General features: G+C 46.9%; 10 protein-coding genes. 1 reads left to right on the top strand and 9 read right to left on the bottom strand.

All coding sequences use genetic code 11. From position 1 onward, the window contains the following. Positions 1 to 37: 37 nt before the first annotated feature. Both MKY52_RS16855 and MKY52_RS16850 read right to left on the bottom strand, forming a co-directional pair. Entirely contained in the window at positions 38 to 1,579 is a 1,542-nt protein-coding gene (locus tag MKY52_RS16855; RefSeq protein WP_341052394.1) for a response regulator, read from the bottom strand. A gap of 226 nt (positions 1,580 to 1,805) precedes the next feature. Next, complete coding sequence (locus MKY52_RS16850) at positions 1,806 to 4,130, bottom strand: glycoside hydrolase family 95 protein (RefSeq protein ID WP_341052392.1); 2,325 nt, start codon at positions 4,128 to 4,130, stop codon at positions 1,806 to 1,808. A gap of 253 nt (positions 4,131 to 4,383) precedes the next feature. On the opposite strand from MKY52_RS16850, the gene MKY52_RS16845 reads away from it, so the two are divergent. Then, entirely contained in the window at positions 4,384 to 5,253 is an 870-nt protein-coding gene (locus tag MKY52_RS16845) for a helix-turn-helix domain-containing protein (protein ID WP_341052391.1), read from the top strand. A gap of 71 nt (positions 5,254 to 5,324) precedes the next feature. Here the strand turns inward: MKY52_RS16845 and MKY52_RS16840 are convergent, their stop codons facing one another. The 7 genes from MKY52_RS16840 to MKY52_RS16810 form a co-directional block, all read right to left on the bottom strand. Then, positions 5,325 to 7,385, bottom strand: coding sequence for an alpha-galactosidase (locus tag MKY52_RS16840; RefSeq protein WP_341052390.1), 2,061 nt, complete (start codon positions 7,383 to 7,385; stop codon positions 5,325 to 5,327). A gap of 554 nt (positions 7,386 to 7,939) precedes the next feature. Beyond that, positions 7,940 to 10,318, bottom strand: a complete 2,379-nt coding sequence (locus MKY52_RS16835) for a glycoside hydrolase family 95 protein (protein WP_341052389.1) — start codon at positions 10,316 to 10,318, stop codon at positions 7,940 to 7,942. 146 nt (positions 10,319 to 10,464) lie between these two features. Further along, positions 10,465 to 12,186 carry an alpha-1,3-galactosidase-related protein gene (locus tag MKY52_RS16830; RefSeq protein ID WP_341052388.1) on the bottom strand — a complete coding sequence of 574 codons (1,722 nt, stop codon included), beginning with the start codon at positions 12,184 to 12,186 and terminating at the stop codon, positions 10,465 to 10,467. A 46-nt stretch (positions 12,187 to 12,232) separates the two neighbouring features. Beyond that, positions 12,233 to 13,366 (bottom strand): SGNH/GDSL hydrolase family protein, encoded by a 1,134-nt coding sequence (locus tag MKY52_RS16825; RefSeq protein WP_341052387.1) that lies wholly within the window; start codon positions 13,364 to 13,366, stop codon positions 12,233 to 12,235. Positions 13,367 to 13,464: 98 nt separating this feature from the next. After that, positions 13,465 to 15,120 (bottom strand): extracellular solute-binding protein, encoded by a 1,656-nt coding sequence (locus tag MKY52_RS16820; protein ID WP_042194338.1) that lies wholly within the window; start codon positions 15,118 to 15,120, stop codon positions 13,465 to 13,467. 108 nt (positions 15,121 to 15,228) lie between these two features. After that, positions 15,229 to 16,125, bottom strand: a complete 897-nt coding sequence (locus tag MKY52_RS16815; RefSeq protein ID WP_341052386.1) for a carbohydrate ABC transporter permease — start codon at positions 16,123 to 16,125, stop codon at positions 15,229 to 15,231. A gap of 15 nt (positions 16,126 to 16,140) precedes the next feature. Beyond that, the gene (locus MKY52_RS16810; RefSeq protein WP_341052384.1) at positions 16,141 to 17,025 is read right to left on the bottom strand and encodes an ABC transporter permease; all 885 of its coding nucleotides are present in this window, start codon (positions 17,023 to 17,025) and stop codon (positions 16,141 to 16,143) included. Positions 17,026 to 17,340: the final 315 nt, after the last annotated feature.

Here is a 17,340-nt window from a genome sequence, read left to right as displayed (position 1 = left end):
TTTATTTCCTATTTGCCGAACTGAAGCGCTGGCACAATCATAGACTCTTCCTATACTCGTTAGGTGTAACTCCTTGGTTCTTCAGAAATAGGGAGATAAAATAAGACGTGCTTTCGTAACCGACTCTTTGGGCGATATCCTGAATTTTGAGCGAGCCGTCAGCCAGCAACTCTGTAGCCTTATCGAGCCGGATACGTGTTAAATAATCGTGAATCGTGATACCAGTCTTGTCTTTAAAGATGGAGCGTAAATAGTTGGGCGACAAATAAACCTGATCAGATAAGCTATTGATCGTAATCGGCTGATCAAAATTCTGGTCGATCATACTGCGAACCTTGTGAACTAGCTTCGTGTTTTTGTCCATAAGACGCTCACCCAGCAAGCTCATGGCATTGCCTGCAGTGCCCAGGATCAAATCCTCAATCTCATTTAAAGTCAGTGCATTATAGATGGAATGATATAACTCCGCCCGTTTAACCCCCTCAGGAACAGGTTGATGCAGTTGCTCCAGCAGCTCGTCGACAAGATCAATCGCCCAATCGTAGATATTTTTTTTCTTGATTCTTAGTAGGGCTAGCCCCTCGAAATACTGATGCAGCTTCTGTGCGGCTTGCTCGAAATCTAGCTGATTGATAGCTTCAAACCACTCTTTTCTATTAAATGGCGGCACATGTTCACTATCAAACTGGTTTGAAATCGCCAAGGCATGAATAATTGAACCCGTACCTTTATAGAAACGCTCGTTTAGGATTTCACGCGTCTGCTTGTACAGACAATGTACCTCCGTTAATTCGGTTTCCTGCGCACCGACTGCTGCCGTCACTGTGAAATCCAGTCCACTTCGGATAGCCGCGGCCAAATCCTCCCACGCATAATACCCAGGCTGTTGGCGTGCTTCCATAAACACACCTACCTCCCCATCTTTGTAGGGCACAAATACCGTCTCTATATTCTTCGACTTGAAGAAATGATCCAGAAAAGCTACCAACCGGTTCTTACAATCCTCCAGACTCTGCTGTTCCGCCTCTGCCTCAATCGGATCGATACTGAACAGCGCCATTGCGTAGCGATTCCTCTCAGACTCACGGGTAAGCTTGCAATAGCTGGTCGCCAGATCAGCGGCATGTTCCGCATTTTTTTCATAGGAAAGCTCCTTAAGAAGGTTCGTTTTAGCGGCCTCCATGGAACGTTTCTTCATTTGAACTTCCTCACAGCGCTGCTTCACCTTTGCGATAACGCTTCCAATTTCATTCAAGTCGAGGGGCTTCAGTAAATATCCAACAGCACCTACATTTAGGGCCGATTTTACATAGTTGAATTCGTCATGCCCAGTCAGGAACATTAGCTGCATCCAGTCATAGCTCTCATGTATTTTTTTAGCCATTTCAATACCGTTCATAATCGGCATCTGGACATCTGTAAGAATAATATCAGGTCTAATGGCCTCTATCTTCTCTAGAGCCTCTCTACCATTACTCGCAGTTCCGACGACATAAATACCCATTTCTTCCCAGCGAATATAATCTCTCATCATCTCAAGGCCTATTTCTTCATCATCAACTAGAAAAATACTATACACTGATGTCCCCTCCTCTTTGTTGTCTGCATCTGTTTCTTCTATTATATTCTTTTCCCCTTAGGCTACTATGATCCAAATAAATGAAAGTTATTTTCAGGCATGAATCGTTAATTTGCAGACATCGGCAAAAGGGCTATCCGTCCATAACAGACCGGATAGCCCTTTAATCATGCGCTAATAACCCAGCATAATTAAAGCGGGGGTTCATATCACCCCCGCTGAATCATTATACCAACTCTAACTGACTGTTAAAATAGTAGCTTCCTCCTATTTCTCCTTGAACAGTAGCTCTTCTATCTCCCAACCGAAGTGTCACGGTTCCTGGCGAGTAGGTACGGATCGTAGCTTTCACCAATTGACCATTGTCCCAAGCTACATCAACCTCAGCATTTCCTTTGGCCCGCAGTCCAGAGACTGATCCTGTACCCCATGCTTTTGGAAGTGCAGGCAGCAGATGAATCTCACCCTCATGGCTTTGCAGCAGCATCTCGGCAATAACAGCCGTACCCCCGAAATTCCCATCGATCACAAAAATATTGCACTCCGCTCCTCCAATGCCCGATTTGGAAAAGCTAAATAAATTATCGAAACTGAGTCCACCAATCAAATGAGAAATATGATTAAAGGCCTTTTCCCCGTCATACAATCTGGCAAAGCCGAGACCGAACAATGCGGCGGTAAATTCCACATCCTCCAGTTCTTCCTGAACCATCCGGTTCTCAAGTGTTACTCTCACCGCAGCGCTAAGTTCAGGTGTCTTACCTGGTGTGATCTGATTACTTGGATATACCGCGAACAAATGGGCCAAATGCCGATGCTCCGGCTGCGCTTCCTCGTAGTCCTCGAGCCATTCTTGCAGCTGTCCTCTCTTGCCGATCTGAAACGGTGGCAGCTTGGATATCGCTTGCTCCAGCTGCTCCTGTAGTTCCTCGTCCGTATTCAGTAGTTTCGCAGACTTCAAACAGAACTCAAAAAGGTCTTTCACCAGCATCTGATCCATAGTGGTACCCATAGACAGCTGCTGTGCCCCATCACTGCTATCCGTAGGATAGAAATGGTTCTCCGGCGAGTTCGAAGGTCCGGTCACCAGCCAGCCGTATTTTGGATGAATGGTCATATAATCCAGGAAGAATGCTGCGGCTTCTTTTAGCACTGGATATGCCTGTTGCTTCAGAAACACACGGTCTTGACTGTATTCATAGTGCTCCATCAGATGCGTCGCAATCCATAGTCCACCTGTAACGTTTAGCCCCCAAGATGTCTCCCAGCCCGGAGCCGTGAATCCCCAGACATTCGAGAATACATGTGCTACCCAGCCTTTGCTGCCATAGAAATCGCGAGCGCTTGACTTTCCAGCATGAGACAAACCCTCAATATAGCGCATTAATGGTAAATGACTATCCCCAAGATTTACGACTTCCGTCGGAAAGTAATTCATTTGCGTATTGATGTCCAAATGATAGTCACAGCTCCACCCCATACGGCAAGCCTCACCATCATTCCATATTCCCTGTAAATTCAGCGGTAACGGGGAGTCTGCCCGTGCTCCAGCGATAGTCAGGTAACGTCCGTACTGCAGGAACAACGCGAACAACTGCGAATCCTCCTCCTGGCCCTGTGCCAGTAATCGAATACGCCTGTCAGTCGGCAGATTCACCTTCCCAGTGGTACCTAATTGGATAGACACCTTACCATATTCTTGCTCATAATCTTCGATATGATCTTCTTTTAACTGCGCATATCCTTTAATCAAAGCCTGCTGCAATGTGCTGCTGCTCTCCATTTCCCACTCCGAGTTACTACGGTTGTAATCGGTGCTGACGGCAAAATAAATTCGCGCCTCATTGGCCCCGGCAATTCTCAATTGACCGTCCCCTCTGTACATCGTACCACCGGAAACGCTTACCTTAATTTGTCCCTTTGCCCATACCCCGCAAGTGCCGTCACTATGCACATTCTCTGTGGCTTGTCCTCTGAATTCAATAGTGTCGTCATTCACGACTTGAGTCGTAAACGACTCTGAACCACCCTCCAGACTGATCGTAAAGGATACACCTCCCGGTTCATCGCTCCAAATTCTTGAGACCACCAGATCATCAGCATGGGAGGCAAAAATCTCACGATGCAGCGTTGTTCCTCTACTTTGAACCACTGTCTGAGCCACCGCACAGGTCAAATCCAGCTCTCGCTCGATAGCCGCTGCTGACCTGGAATCCGTGTCCTGTTCTGCAAAGTCAATGACAACCTCGCATAAACCAAGGTTCGTACCGAAATTTCGTTTCTTCGGCTGCAGATGTTGTTTGGCTAGACGGTCACCTTCATTATAATCGCCAGCAAAGAAGTACTTCCGCATCTCTTCCAGCGCAGCTTTGCCTCCGAAAGGAGCAGGCTCTGACTCAGCTTGACCCGACCAGTAGGTAACCTCGGTCATGTTCCATACCTCACGATACGGAGCAGCTATCACTACTGCACCTATTCTTCCGTTGCCCAGTGGCAATCCTTGTGACCAATCTGTTGCAGGGGTAGAATACCATAATCTAAAATCGCTCATTTTATTTTCTCCTGTCCATAGTAGAATCTGTGCAAGCGCGATAACCCTCTAAAAAATGTTGTTAATTAATCCGCTATATAATTTGAAACAATTCATAATTCCATCTCTTTCAAGATGAATCATACTTTCTTAAACCTATCCATTATGTTGCGGATTCACTGTATTTATCGTATCATTTGAATGAATCACTGTCTTTGTTGACCTGTTCGATTATTTGACGATTTGTACGGTAAGAAAAGAAAAGAGGGGCCGCATGAATAAACTATCTGAAATGACTCCGTATGTCGGCGCAATCATGCCTTATGTGTACGACGGCAGCAGCAATGAGCATCTGAGAGTCGGTAATGCATACGCGTTCCACTTGTTTACTGATGGCCCCGGTGAGATGGAAATCGACGGAATACGTTATCCGATTGAACGGAGGACGCTTGTCTTTCTCCGTCCCGGTCAACCCCATGCTTTTCATATCATGCCTTCTCATCCACTGTCGTCCTACAACATCTATTTTGATTTATGGGACAACCGCACTCCAGTATCTAATAACCTTTCATTTATCCATGCCCCTGAAGTCTTACAATTTGAAAAAAAAGCCACCGAAGCACCCTGTGCCGAGCTGAACGAGTTGCCTTGCGTATTTCCACTAGCTAAATATCCCCTGCTATACGATAGTCTTGTGATGATTGCCAAGTCTTACAATGACGCGCTGTTCTATCGTAATGAGACGGCCAATAGCTATCTGTACGGCTGGATCTTGAGCTGGTATAATGCCCTCCATCAGCATCAGCCAAGTGATTATCGTATTGTCCGCCTGCTGGAATATTTGAACACCCACCCCGAGCGTGGTAAGTCTATCGAAGATTGGGCACAGTTCTGCGGGCTCAAGCGGACATATTTCCATGAGCTGTTTCTACGGGAGACCGGAATGACGCCACGCGTCTATCATCATAATTTAGTCATGAGGCGGGCGGCAGGACTGCTTCTGGAGAGTGAGCTTAGTGTGACTGCGATCGCTGAGAAGCTGGGTTATCCTTCCATCCATCCTTTCTCCAGACATTTCAGTACCTGCTACGGCATTAATCCAACACAATACCGCCTTAATCCGCAAAGCCGAATACGAATGTAAGACTCCAACAAAAAAGAATACGCGCTATCCGCGAGAAGCGGTTGCGCGTATTCTTTTTTCAATGTGTATAATCAGTTGGCTTTTGCCGTTAATTTGAAGATTTTGGACTCTGCCGGTTCGAGCGTAACTACAAGCTCTCCCGCTGTTTCCCCTTGTGTGCCTTCCCATAGATCAAGCAGTTGATAAGCTGTTTGACCCTTCAGCCCTGCACGCTCCAAGGAGATAGATTTATGAGCAGAATTCGCAGCATCATAGTTGAAGACAGCAAGATAGAATACATCATCTTCTGCATCTTCAAGTACGAAAGTATCGGAAGCTTGCTTGCCAAGATCCCCTTCGACAGGGTGGAAGGTCTTCCCTAGACGGGCAACATCCATAATCTCTTTATTGCCCAGCCACGCTTTGGCCCGTGCGGCTGCTTCTTCTTTTCGGAAATCATCGCCTAGCAGAAGTACCGTTCCAGCGATGACCGAAGCAGTCAGTCGGCTCCGTCCTTCATGCCAGTCAGTGGCATCTTGGTTGTGGCTCTTGTAGAGCACGGAATGATCCGGGTCATTGTAATGGTACAAGGTATGACTCATCCACCACCCATGTGTCACCGAGTTCAGCAAATATTCCGTATCGTGTAGCGTGCCGAAGACATCACAGGAAACCCGGCGGCTATGCGCAAATGCATAAGGGAACAATGGCGCGATGGATAGATTGATAAAGAACGGCCGACCGATCACCTCTGGTGAGAGCTTGTTCTGCAAGTAAGTCATCCCATAGTGATATGCCGCAATTCCCGTCGTAATTTCCGGATTGTAATGTTGCCCTTCCAGTGCACCATGTGCCAAGAAGTCTAGCTTGACATACTCGAAGCCTTCCGAGATGAATTTATTCGTATACCAATCTATTCTTTGCAGGTTGCCTGGATGTGTCGGGTCAATGGCCAGCCCTCCATCAACATCCGGCAAAATTTCTCCTTCGCTGTCTCGCAGCAAGATATCACCATAAGTGTATTTGCCGTTTGTACCTTCCACGAGATCTCCAAACTGAGCCGGACTTCCCCAGAAGGCAAAAGGCGTCCAGTAAGTTCCCGGTCTATGACCGTTCTCCCGAACCAGGTCTAGTGCATTCTTCATTTCTTCTGGTGTGAAATTGTCCCAGAAAGCGTCAAAGTTGATGTACAGTGTGTCCTCATTCTGGAATCCTAGCGGCTGCACTTCATTTTTCAGAAAATTACTGGTGGATGTATACAGATCGTAATCAAGCTCAGCCATTGCCGCAGACCAGCTATTCCAGCCGATAGGAACGCCGCCATCCCATGACAGAGGAGCCTCTATCCAGGTATTAGCCTGACCGTACGCTTCAAGCCCTTTTCTATAATCATCATAGAACCCTACGAAAACGAGCGGTGACTCTACTCTTGTTCCTTTCACATAACCATGTGGCTGGAAATCGCGGGTCATTTCACTTACAGCGCCGCCGTAAAGATCCAGCTCCTCGATCCCTCCGCTCCGTTCGCTTTTGATACGAATCCCTGTCTTCCACACCTTGTGCGTAATGGAACCCATAATAATTCCCTGCCGGCTTTCCGGCGCGAACAATGCAGTTACTTCATAGCTTTCCGTATCCATCGGCGGCTTCACTACTGTATATCTGACCCACTTGTCGTTGTCGTACGGCACACGCAGAATGCTTGGTTCTTCGGGTTGCACTGACTCCCCGCCAAGTGACACCGATTTGGTCTGAAGGACAGCCATCCGGTTTGCCTTGATCTCTTCATCGCTTGCGATTACGATTTGCATCAATACAAATGATGAAGATTCATAAATATAGAAATGCTGCTCCAGCTGTGGCAGCAGGGACGTTTCGTGCAAAATGACTACGTGAACACCTTTTCCAAAGCCCTCACGAACTACCACTTCCTGAGACTTCAGTGTGTGGCTCTGATAATGTTCCGTGTTGTATTCCCGACCTTGCCAGCGGAATGCACTGCGAATCCCTTTTACATGAGAAGTGTTTCCGCGGGCAACGGATGCTTCACCCGTCCCGAGATCAATCTCTAGATTCACCTCATCATTGGTTACACGGATAAGAGATGCTGTGTCCGTATTCACTTTTACCGTTGTAGCACTATCAGTTAGCATGATTTGCCTCCTTGTTACTGCGTTTTGGACCTTGAAGGCGGCAGGCTCTGTACCTGTGTCCCCCAAGTATGCCCTCATTATAAAGATCAGATAAAGCGTTTTCTATACAACGATCTTCCGATCCATACCGCGATCTAACACATCTAGCACAAACCTTAATTTCCCTAATATTCATGTCTATGACAAGAAGAAGAGGCTGTACATAAAATACTGTTCATGCTCAACAATTTCGAATCCACACTCCGTTTTCACCTTCGGGCAGCTAGAAGAGATAGATTAGGGAAAACCTCCCTAAAAAAATCCAGAAAACGCTATATTCCAATGTAATGAGGGAATTCCTCCCTAAAAAACAGAGTGAATTCCAAATTCACCACCAGATCGGATGAATTTCAGGGAGAAATTCCCTGATTGTTAGTCTTGCGAGCAAAAATCTCCGAATTTCAGGGAGTTTTTCCCTAATTGTTGATCAGCATTATATTCATACAAAAAAACAGCAGCAGAACCTGTATTTCAGGTCCCTGCTGCTGTCCATATTCGTATCAAACTGACTAATATTACTTACCAACTATAAGCTTATAGGTCTGGCCTGCGGTCGTTGGAAAGCTCACCGTTCCATCTGCAGAACGTTCATACTTCATCTCGCTGCCGCCATTACTCACCATAAGCGAAGCATCTGTGCGGATCACACATTCATTGCCTAGAAGGGAGGTAATCTGTGCTTCCACGAGATGGCCTCTATCCCACTGAATGCCAACTTCAAAGCCACCGCGGGCACGTAGCCCCGCCACGCTTCCCTCCTGCCATTCATCTGGCAGTGCAGGCAGCAGATCGAGATACCCGAGGTGAGATTGCAGTAGCATCTCAGCAATTCCGGCAGAAGCGGCGAAGTTACCATCAATTTGGAACGGTGGATGTGCGCCAAGCAAATTGGCATAAACACCGCCGTGACTATACTGTTCGGACTCCCCATCCTTCACCAGCCGCAGCATGTTTGAGAGCAGGCGCAGTGAGCGGTTGCCATCCCGGAAGCGGCTCCAGAGCGCAACTCTCCAGCCCAGACTCCAGCCCGTGCTCTCGTCCCCACGCCGTTCAAGCGAAGTTTTGGCGGCAGCGAACAGCTCAGGGGTCTCTTCTTCTGACAACTGCCGGCCCGGATAGATACCGACCAAATGCGAGGTATGTCTGTGATACATATCTTCATCCTCAAAGTCTAAGGACCATTCCTGCAACTGTCCGTACTTACCAACCTGCAGTGGCAATAAACGTTCACGAGCACTTACCAATTCTGCACGCAAATCCTCATCCGTTCCAAGCGTTTCCGAAGCCTCGATACAATTCGTAAACAGCTCCCAGATGAGCGAAATATCCATAGTAGCACCTGCGCTGACTGCAGCCAAGCCCTCCGCTGTCTGGAATTTATGCTCTGGTGAAGTGGATGGGGAGGTCACGAGCCTTCCGTTACCATCGTCAATAAGCCAATCCAGTGCAAACAGAGCCGCCTCCTTCATCACAGGATAAGCGGAAGTCCGTAAATATTCCTCGTCCCCGCCAAAAGCATAATGCTCCCAGAGATGTTGTGTCAGCCAAACGCCACTCATCGTCCAGTAAGCCCAGCTTGGATCTCCGTCACCATAATCCCCCACTGGTGCTGTCTGTGCCCAAAGATCCGTATTATGATGAGCCACCCAGCCTCGGGCACCATAATTGACTTGAGCAGTCTCCGCACCCATCTTCGCCAAATTTCCGATCATATCCAGCAGCGGCTCATGACATTCCGCCAGATTACAAATTTCAGCTGGCCAATAATTCATCTCTGTATTGATGTTCAGTGTATAGTTGCTACTCCACGGAGGACGGGTAACCGCATTCCATATTCCCTGCAGATTAGTAGCCTGTGTTCCGGGGCGCGAGCTTGCGATCATCAAATAGCGCCCGTAATGAAACAGCAACTCGACAAGACCAGGGTCTTGTGCCGCGTATGTCGTAATCCGTTGCTCCGTGGACATCGACTCCGGGGCTTGTGTCTTACCTAATTGGAGCTTCACTCGGTCAAAAAGTGATCGGTAATCCTCGACATGTGCTTGAAGCAAGCTGTCGTAAGACTTTCCATTCACATCTGCCAAGTAAGAAGCTGCAATAGCAGAAGCATCTTTCCCCTCAGCTCCCGGGATTTTGTCAAAGCCATTAAAGCCTGTAGCCGCGCTGAAATAGAAGGTTGCAGCCGTTCCTCCCAACAGATGAATTCCACTACCGTCAACGGTAACTTCCCCATCCTCTGCTACTACGGAGAGTTGTCCTTCAAAGGCCATGCCCTTGCTCTTGCCAGGTTCTCCGTATTGGATCGGATTGTCACTCCAAAAATAGCTTGGATCAACATGCTCCGGTGCAGTTCCCGAGAGTACAAAGTTATCACCCTGAGCGTGAAGGCTATGCCGAAGCGAACTATCTAGCGTAGCATGTACATTCAGCGCTCCCAGTGCACTTGCAGTCAGACGCAGCACGAGCAACTGATCAGGATGTGAAGCGAACATCTCACGGGTATAAGTAACCTTACCAATCTTGTATTCAATGCGGTGAACCGCATGTTCAATATCTAATGTCCGCCGATAGGATTGATAAACACCACCATGCTCAAAACGAAGTAGTAAATCTCCGAAAGGCAGATATGATTGGGTGTACGGACCTAGCATCTCTCTAGTCAGGGTGTCCGCTTCTGTATACCGGCCCTCCTGAATCAGCTTTCGAACCTTTGGCAAAGCTTCCTTAGCACCTGGATTGTTCCCATCCTTCGGGAATCCCGACCATAATGTATCCTCGTTTAGACTGACTTTCTCCTGTTCCACACCGCCGAAGATCATACCACCCAGACGGCCATTCCCAATCGGAAGCCCTTCGGTCCATACATTTGCTGGCTTGTCATATTGAAGTTTCATTGGTTCTCTCCCTCACGATCTGTCATGAATTAAATAATGTATTCCCCCAAGTCTGCCCTCATTATAAAGATCAGATAAAGCGTTTTCTATACATCGATCTACCGATCCATATCGCGATCTAACACAACCTGCCCTAACTCATTGAACTAATTATCCTGAATGTCGACCTCGCTACAGGCGGTAAAACGTATCGCATCCTCAACACTGGAAAGACAGTTTGTCCTTTCCCCACCCATGACAATTTCGTTAGCACTGAAGACCAGTCCGCGGGTACTCTTGGCACTAAGGACTAACGTTTCACCAGTCTCGAACCTGTTGTTCTTAATAACTATATCCTGATGAACAGGAGTGCTCTCATCAACCTCTGTGTTCTCTGGCGAAATGAAAATAACCGGATGCTCGATGCCCCCGCATTCAATAAAATGATTGTCAGCGATGGTTACATCCTCCACCTTGCCAGACTCATACCAAGACTCCGCATCCAGGGCAACCAGAATCGCACTCATTTGCATCCGATCAAAAACATTCCTCTTAATCTCTACTTTACGCCGGGTTGTCACAAGGATACCGCGGGTCGGTACCCGAGCGAGGTGATTATTTACGACTTCAACCTCCGGTGTCCAGGTTACATTCTCGATCACATCATGGCTGCCAATTCCTTCAGGAATAGACTGTGCTAAAGTCAATATTAGCTCCCGTGGGTTGAGACGCGTAACCTCTATCACTTCATTAGCAGCATAGGTGGTCAGAGAGCCTGAACGAACAAATTCAATTTCGTCTCCCGGATGGAAGGCCATAAAACCGTAAGTCTGCGGATGCATGAACCGAACCTTCACCCTATTCGCAGACAGCTTCTCCACGATCCGTAGATAGGTACCATGGACATTGACGACGTCATCATGAGAACCGGCAAAACGGCTGTCCGCAACAGTTATTTTACCTCGGCAGCTGGACATGTGGATGAAATCCGCAAAGCCAGTAACCGTTCGGCCTGTCTCCAGGCGCGGCGAAATATCCATGCGTTGAAAGGTGAGATTGTCGCTGAACTGCCCCACAACACCAAGTCCGTGTAAAAAATGCAGCCCCACATCGCTGATCGTGATGTTAGAGCTTTCCACAATGAAGACACCTACCTGATCGCGAATACCATCACGGCTTTGCAGGACTTGCCCGGGGACAACCTCAGGCTGATGATCAAAATGCAAGCGGAGCTTCATCGGCTCCAGCTCTTCAACCGAATCAGCCAGCTCCGACCAGTTGTCCACCCGCCAAGTCGTATTGCTAAGTAGATCATAGGTCTGCATTGGTCCTTCCGAGAAGCTCCAGCCCTCACCGATCCAGACCAGCTTGCCATCCCTGATCTCATACCGTGAATCGGAGTGAACCTGGACATCGAAATAATGAGTACCGCTTTCAGTAATCTCCATCTCTGTCACAGTCGGCCGAGCGTAGTCGGTATGTAAATTACGAATCTCTACATTTTTGCATCCATCCAGCAAGAACATAGTCTGCTTGCCATGGAAGATAAATAGAGAGCCATTGCCCTCAAATGTTAAATTGTGCAGCCCCTTTAAGAGAATTCCTATAGTCTTGGTGACATCAGGATTCTCTTCTTCACTGGTAGTGTTGGAGATGTAGTAGGGTTTCCGGATCGCCTCTTCCGGATAGAAATGATAGCAGCCATTTGGACAATCCAGCAGGACCGGCCCATTTATTTCGGCGGCTGCCTCAATAGCTCTTGTCATGGCTGGCTGAGCATCCAAGCCGGAATCCGGCAGAACACCATAATCAGTCAGGCGGATTACGATAGGAGAAGAATCGACGTTGTGTTCTGTAAAAGAAATGATCAACACCAACTTTCTTAGCATTGTAAACGCTTAATAAGAGGCAGTATAATCCTCTAGGTTAGAATAATCAATTGTACATTAGCTGCAAAATGCGCAGACTGGTGCCTTTACTCTGTTCATCCTTTTCCCCTGTAATTCGCACGGTTACTTGCAATTCCTGACGTTGTTCCTCGATTCCGAACATAGCAATAATAGGCCGAAACGCAAGCGGACACCATTCATCGAATAAGTTAACCGCATGAAAGGGACCGCCATTGAGCGAATATTCGAATATCCCACTGTCCGGGCCGTAGAGCAGCAGCAGACCCACACTCTGTCCGGTTACTGTGTAAGAAAAAGATGCCTCTTTGCTGTCTGTATATAAATGCTCCGTTCCAAATCGCCAGTTCATCAGTGGATCATCAGGGGTAAGCTCGCGTAGCTCGAACCCATCTGCATGATCAGCGCCTCTGAAATCCAGTAAATTACCGTATTCATAATTTCGCTCCTCCAGAGGAGCAATACTTAACGCGCTTCCGGTATTTGAATGTGTGTTGTCAGGAACAAGAGCTGCATCCAAATATTCCTGTAAAAAAGAAGCATACAGCGCATGTCCGTCATCATTGGGGTGATATCCATCCGGAGCCAGCTCAGTCCACTCCATTTGTCCGGCCTGGGTCTGTGCATAAACTCTAGCTGCAAAATTAACAGATGGAAGATCGTAATGCTCAGCTACTTCTTCGTGGACGGCAATGTTAAAGGGATTGCTCCCTGACAGATTCTTCTCTGCTGCCGTATACAAGAAGCAAATGTCAGTGCCGGGTGACAACCGTCTGCACTGGCGCACAATTCCTTCCAGACCTCTAATGGATTCTTCCCGGTCGTTGCCGTCATTGACGCTAAATTCAACGAATAGAAGATCAATCTTGCCGTATTCCAGGACATGCGACTGTAATCGGTGAGCACCCAGCGTGGAATTCGTTCCACCCACTCCCGCATTGATGAAGCGGAATTCATGAATCGCAAATCGCTCCTGCAGATACTTACCAGTCAACGCTCTCCAGCTAAATGTGTCTGCGTCGGAAGCACCTGCCCCCTCTGTAATGGAACCACCCAAAAAGGCGACAGTCACCGGCTCCTTTCCCGCAAGTCTTACGCTTGTATTCGGTAGTCCCCGTCTTGGAACCACAAATTGATGACTGCAATGTTTCTCTTCTATCATGACTGATCCTCCGTAAATAAAAATGTATATTTTTCCTTGAAATCAAGAAATCAGGTGCTGGGGTATATCTTACAGCACCTGATTCTGATTTCAATATTTTATTTTTTAGAAGTTTCGTAAGCCTTTTGCAAGATTTCGAGATAACGATCTAACTTCAAGTCTTTCAGACCTTTTATATAAGCATCCCAATCTTTATTAAGATCCTTGTTGCCAGTGATGAATTGAAGCTGATTCTGCTCAATATAATTCTTGATATTGGTTTGCAGTAAGCTCGCTTCATCGATTTCACTTGGATCAATCCAAATCGACCAGATCGGGAATAATTCTTTAGGCTCATGTCCTTCATACAGCAGAGTCGCATCATACAATCTGCGTTCATAACCGCTGGAAGCGTAGATGTCAGTAGCTTGAACGAAGGTATCACGGTACTCTTTTGGCATATAGAAGTGACCCATGCCGCTCCAGCCCGCATTGCGCGGCGCTTCGCCCTCCGCCATAGGAATGGTCTTGATCACTGGTTTAACATCTTTGTCCAGTGCTACATCGCCTTCTTCTGGATCAGTCCAATCAATGCCCTTCATACCGCTTCCACCATTGGTCTGTCCTTCAGAAGTAAACATGTAGTCTACCATTTTAATTAAAGCGATCTGTGCTTCCTCGCTAGCTTTGTTGGTGATGACAAATTTCGCTCCTGGGGATACGCCACCTGCATCATGAGTCGCATAGGAGATACCTTCCGGTCCGCTAATCGGTGGTACAGGATTGTAGTGTGCCGAGCTTCTATTGCCTGGATCAATATTGACGAAAATCGCAGGGTGCATGCCCGCACCAGCGCCTAGAATTTCCGCATCGGCATTTTCACCGATTTTCTTAAAGGCTTCCGCATTCTGTGTGAATGCCCCTGGATCAATCAAACCTGCGTCAAACAGAGATTTGATATAGGTCAGGCCTTCCTTCCACTCCGGTGTGACAGCCGCCGATTGAACTTTTCCATCCATCATGTTCAGATAATTGCGGTCATCATCGTATACAAATGCATTCATGAGGAATGGCACAATACGTACACCAAACTCCTCAATGGAGCCACTCAGCGGCACTTCATCTGCTTTTCCATTCCCGTTCGGATCTTGTGTTTTGAAAGCTTCCAGCACTTTTTTGAATTCTTCGGTTGTCTTCGGCATTTCCAGATTCAGCTTCTTCAGCCACTCGGTATTGAGCCACATTTTGCTCGGATAGGAGCAGTGAAAGCACTCTGTGTAAGCGACAAGCCCGTAGATATTACCATCAGGCGCTGTGTTAAGCGTTCTCAAATTATCGTTCTTTTCCATAGCCGCTTTAATATTCGGAGCATATTTATCAATTAGATCGTTCAGAGGAATCAGTACGCCCTGTTTGCCATACTTCAAAAGATCTGCCTGTGAGAACTGATCGATATAGTGAGTGAGCAGGTAAGCATCAGGGTAATCGCCACTAGCAAGTGAGATTTGGCGCTTTTCCTTGGCTCCGTCTGAAGGGTTGATTTCCCATTTGAATTTAATATTGAATTTGTCTTCCACAAATTTCGAAAATTTATTGGTAGGAACATCGATCCCGGATTCCTGAACCGAGAACACGCTGATTTCCACCGGTTTGCTTGCTGATTCCGAGTTACCTGAGTCAGCAGGTGCGGAGGATGTGTTATCTGTATTTTTATTAGCACATCCGCTTAACACCACCGTAAGAATTAATACCAGCACCAATGACAAGGTCATCATACTTTTCTTCAAATCCGATCACTCCCTTTTATAATTTAGGCAGGTACGATATCTTTCTGTCATTTTACTGCGTGCCTCTCCCCCTCTCCAGATTCTGAAAGCTGTGAATTAGCCTTTAACTGAACCGACCAGCATTCCTTGGACAAAATAACGCTGAACAAACGGATAGATAACAAGTACAGGCAGAGTAGCGATAACTATAAGTGCATATTTGAGTAGCTCAGCAAGCTGCTGCCGCTCCACCATTTTCATCGCATCCATTGTACCTGCACTGTTGTTCTGGATGATGATGCTTCGTAAGACAAGCTGAAGCGGGAACAAATTCGCTGATTTCAAATAAATCAAAGCGTCAAAGTATGCATTCCACTGTCCTACCGCATACATAAGGACTAACACCGCGATAATGGGCTTCGATAATGGAATGACAACGCTCCAGACAAACCGCATATCACTGCAACCGTCGATTTCGCTGGCTTCCAGCAGCTCCTCCGGAATGGAGGATTGAAAGAATGACCGGGCAATAATGACCTGCCATACCCAAATCGCATTCGGAATCAGCAAAGCCCAGCGGGTATCAATCAAATGTAGTTCCTTCACAACCATGTAGGTCGGGATTAACCCTCCGCTGAAAATCATAGTAAAGGTGATGATCATCATCAGAGTGTTGCGTCCGAAAAAACCTCTGCGAGATAAAGGGTACGCGATCATGATTGTCAGCACAACACTGATGAAAGTTCCTGCGGCTGTATAAAAAATAGAATTTCCGTAGCCTGTAAGGATCTCCGGAGTGTTTAACAGAACCTTGAAACCTTTGAAGGAAATATCTACAGGCCAGAGCCAGACTCGGCCGGAGGTTACAGCAGCCGGGCTGCTAATCGAGCTGCTGATGATAAAAATTAACGGATAAATTACCGCGATGACCACGAGGCTGAGTAGGATATAAATAGTGGTCAGAAATAGCTTGTCACCGGTTGATTCTTTAATTTTTTGTTGAACTGCTGCCATGTGGCTGCTCCTTTCCTACCAGATGCTGTTGTTAGTGATACGTTTAGCCAAGCCATTCACCGTAAGCAACAAAATAAGGTTGATTACCGAGTTGAATAGACCAACCGCAGTGGCAAAGCTATAATTGGCATTCAGCAAACCGACCCGGTAAACATAAGTGGCAATGATCTCGGAGTTCGCCAGATTGAGCGGGTTCTGCAGCAGATAGACCTTTTCAAAGCCAATAGCCATGACATTCCCGACATTCAAAATCAGGATGATGACGATGGTAGGCACAATACCTGGCAGATCTATATAACGAATTTTTTGAAAACGTGAAGCTCCGTCAACTTTGGCCGCCTCATAAAGCGTTGGATCTATACCGGCTAGCGCTGCTAAATAAATAACGGCACTGTAGCCCGCGGTCTGCCAAATATCGGACCAGACATAAATCGAACGAAACATTCCCGGTTCTCCAAGGAAATTGATCGAATCTAGGCCGAAGAAATTGAGAGCGATGTTCGCAAATCCAAGACGAGGTGCCATAAATAGCATGATAATGGACACCATGACCACCGTCGAGATGAAATAAGGTGCAAAAGAGACCAGTTGAACGAACTTTTTGAACCTTCCCCCGCGCAATTCATTAATCATGAGGGCAAGGATAATAGGAATCGGGAATCCCGCCAGCAGCAGGTAACCACTAAGCATGATGGTGTTCTTAAGCAGCGTCCAAAACTGCGGATTATCAAAAAATAATCGAAAATTATGAAATCCAACCCATGGACTTCCCCATATTCCTTTAATCACGTTGTAGTCCTTGAAGGCTAGAACCGCGTTCAGCATTGGATAATACTTAAAAATGAGGAAAAATAACAGAGGTGGAATCACGAGCAAATGTAGCTGCCAGTGCTTTTTCATACTTCTACGAGCATTTTGTAAAAATACAGAGCCCTTACGCTTCGGTAACGACTTGTGATGTAATACTATTTCTTTCTCCAGAACAATCCCCCCTAAGCAACCGCCAGTAGTTTATGATAGCGCTTTCTACGAGTTGATCATAATTGACTTTTATCCCCAAAGAAAAGGTACACTTGGGCATTTCAGCGTACAAATAACCCTATTCAGGGAGAACAAAATAGCTGTAGAACGGCCATTTTTCCGGAATCAGGCCTCTCTCTGGAGATTTTCAATCTGGACAATTCTACCGGCAGTTGAATAAAGCGCAGAGACAAT

Source organism: Paenibacillus sp. FSL P4-0184, from assembly GCF_038004625.1.
Lineage (GTDB): Bacteria > Bacillota > Bacilli > Paenibacillales > Paenibacillaceae > Paenibacillus_AQ.
Note: the sequence above shows the minus strand (reverse complement) of the source record. Positions and strands in the feature narration are given on the sequence as shown.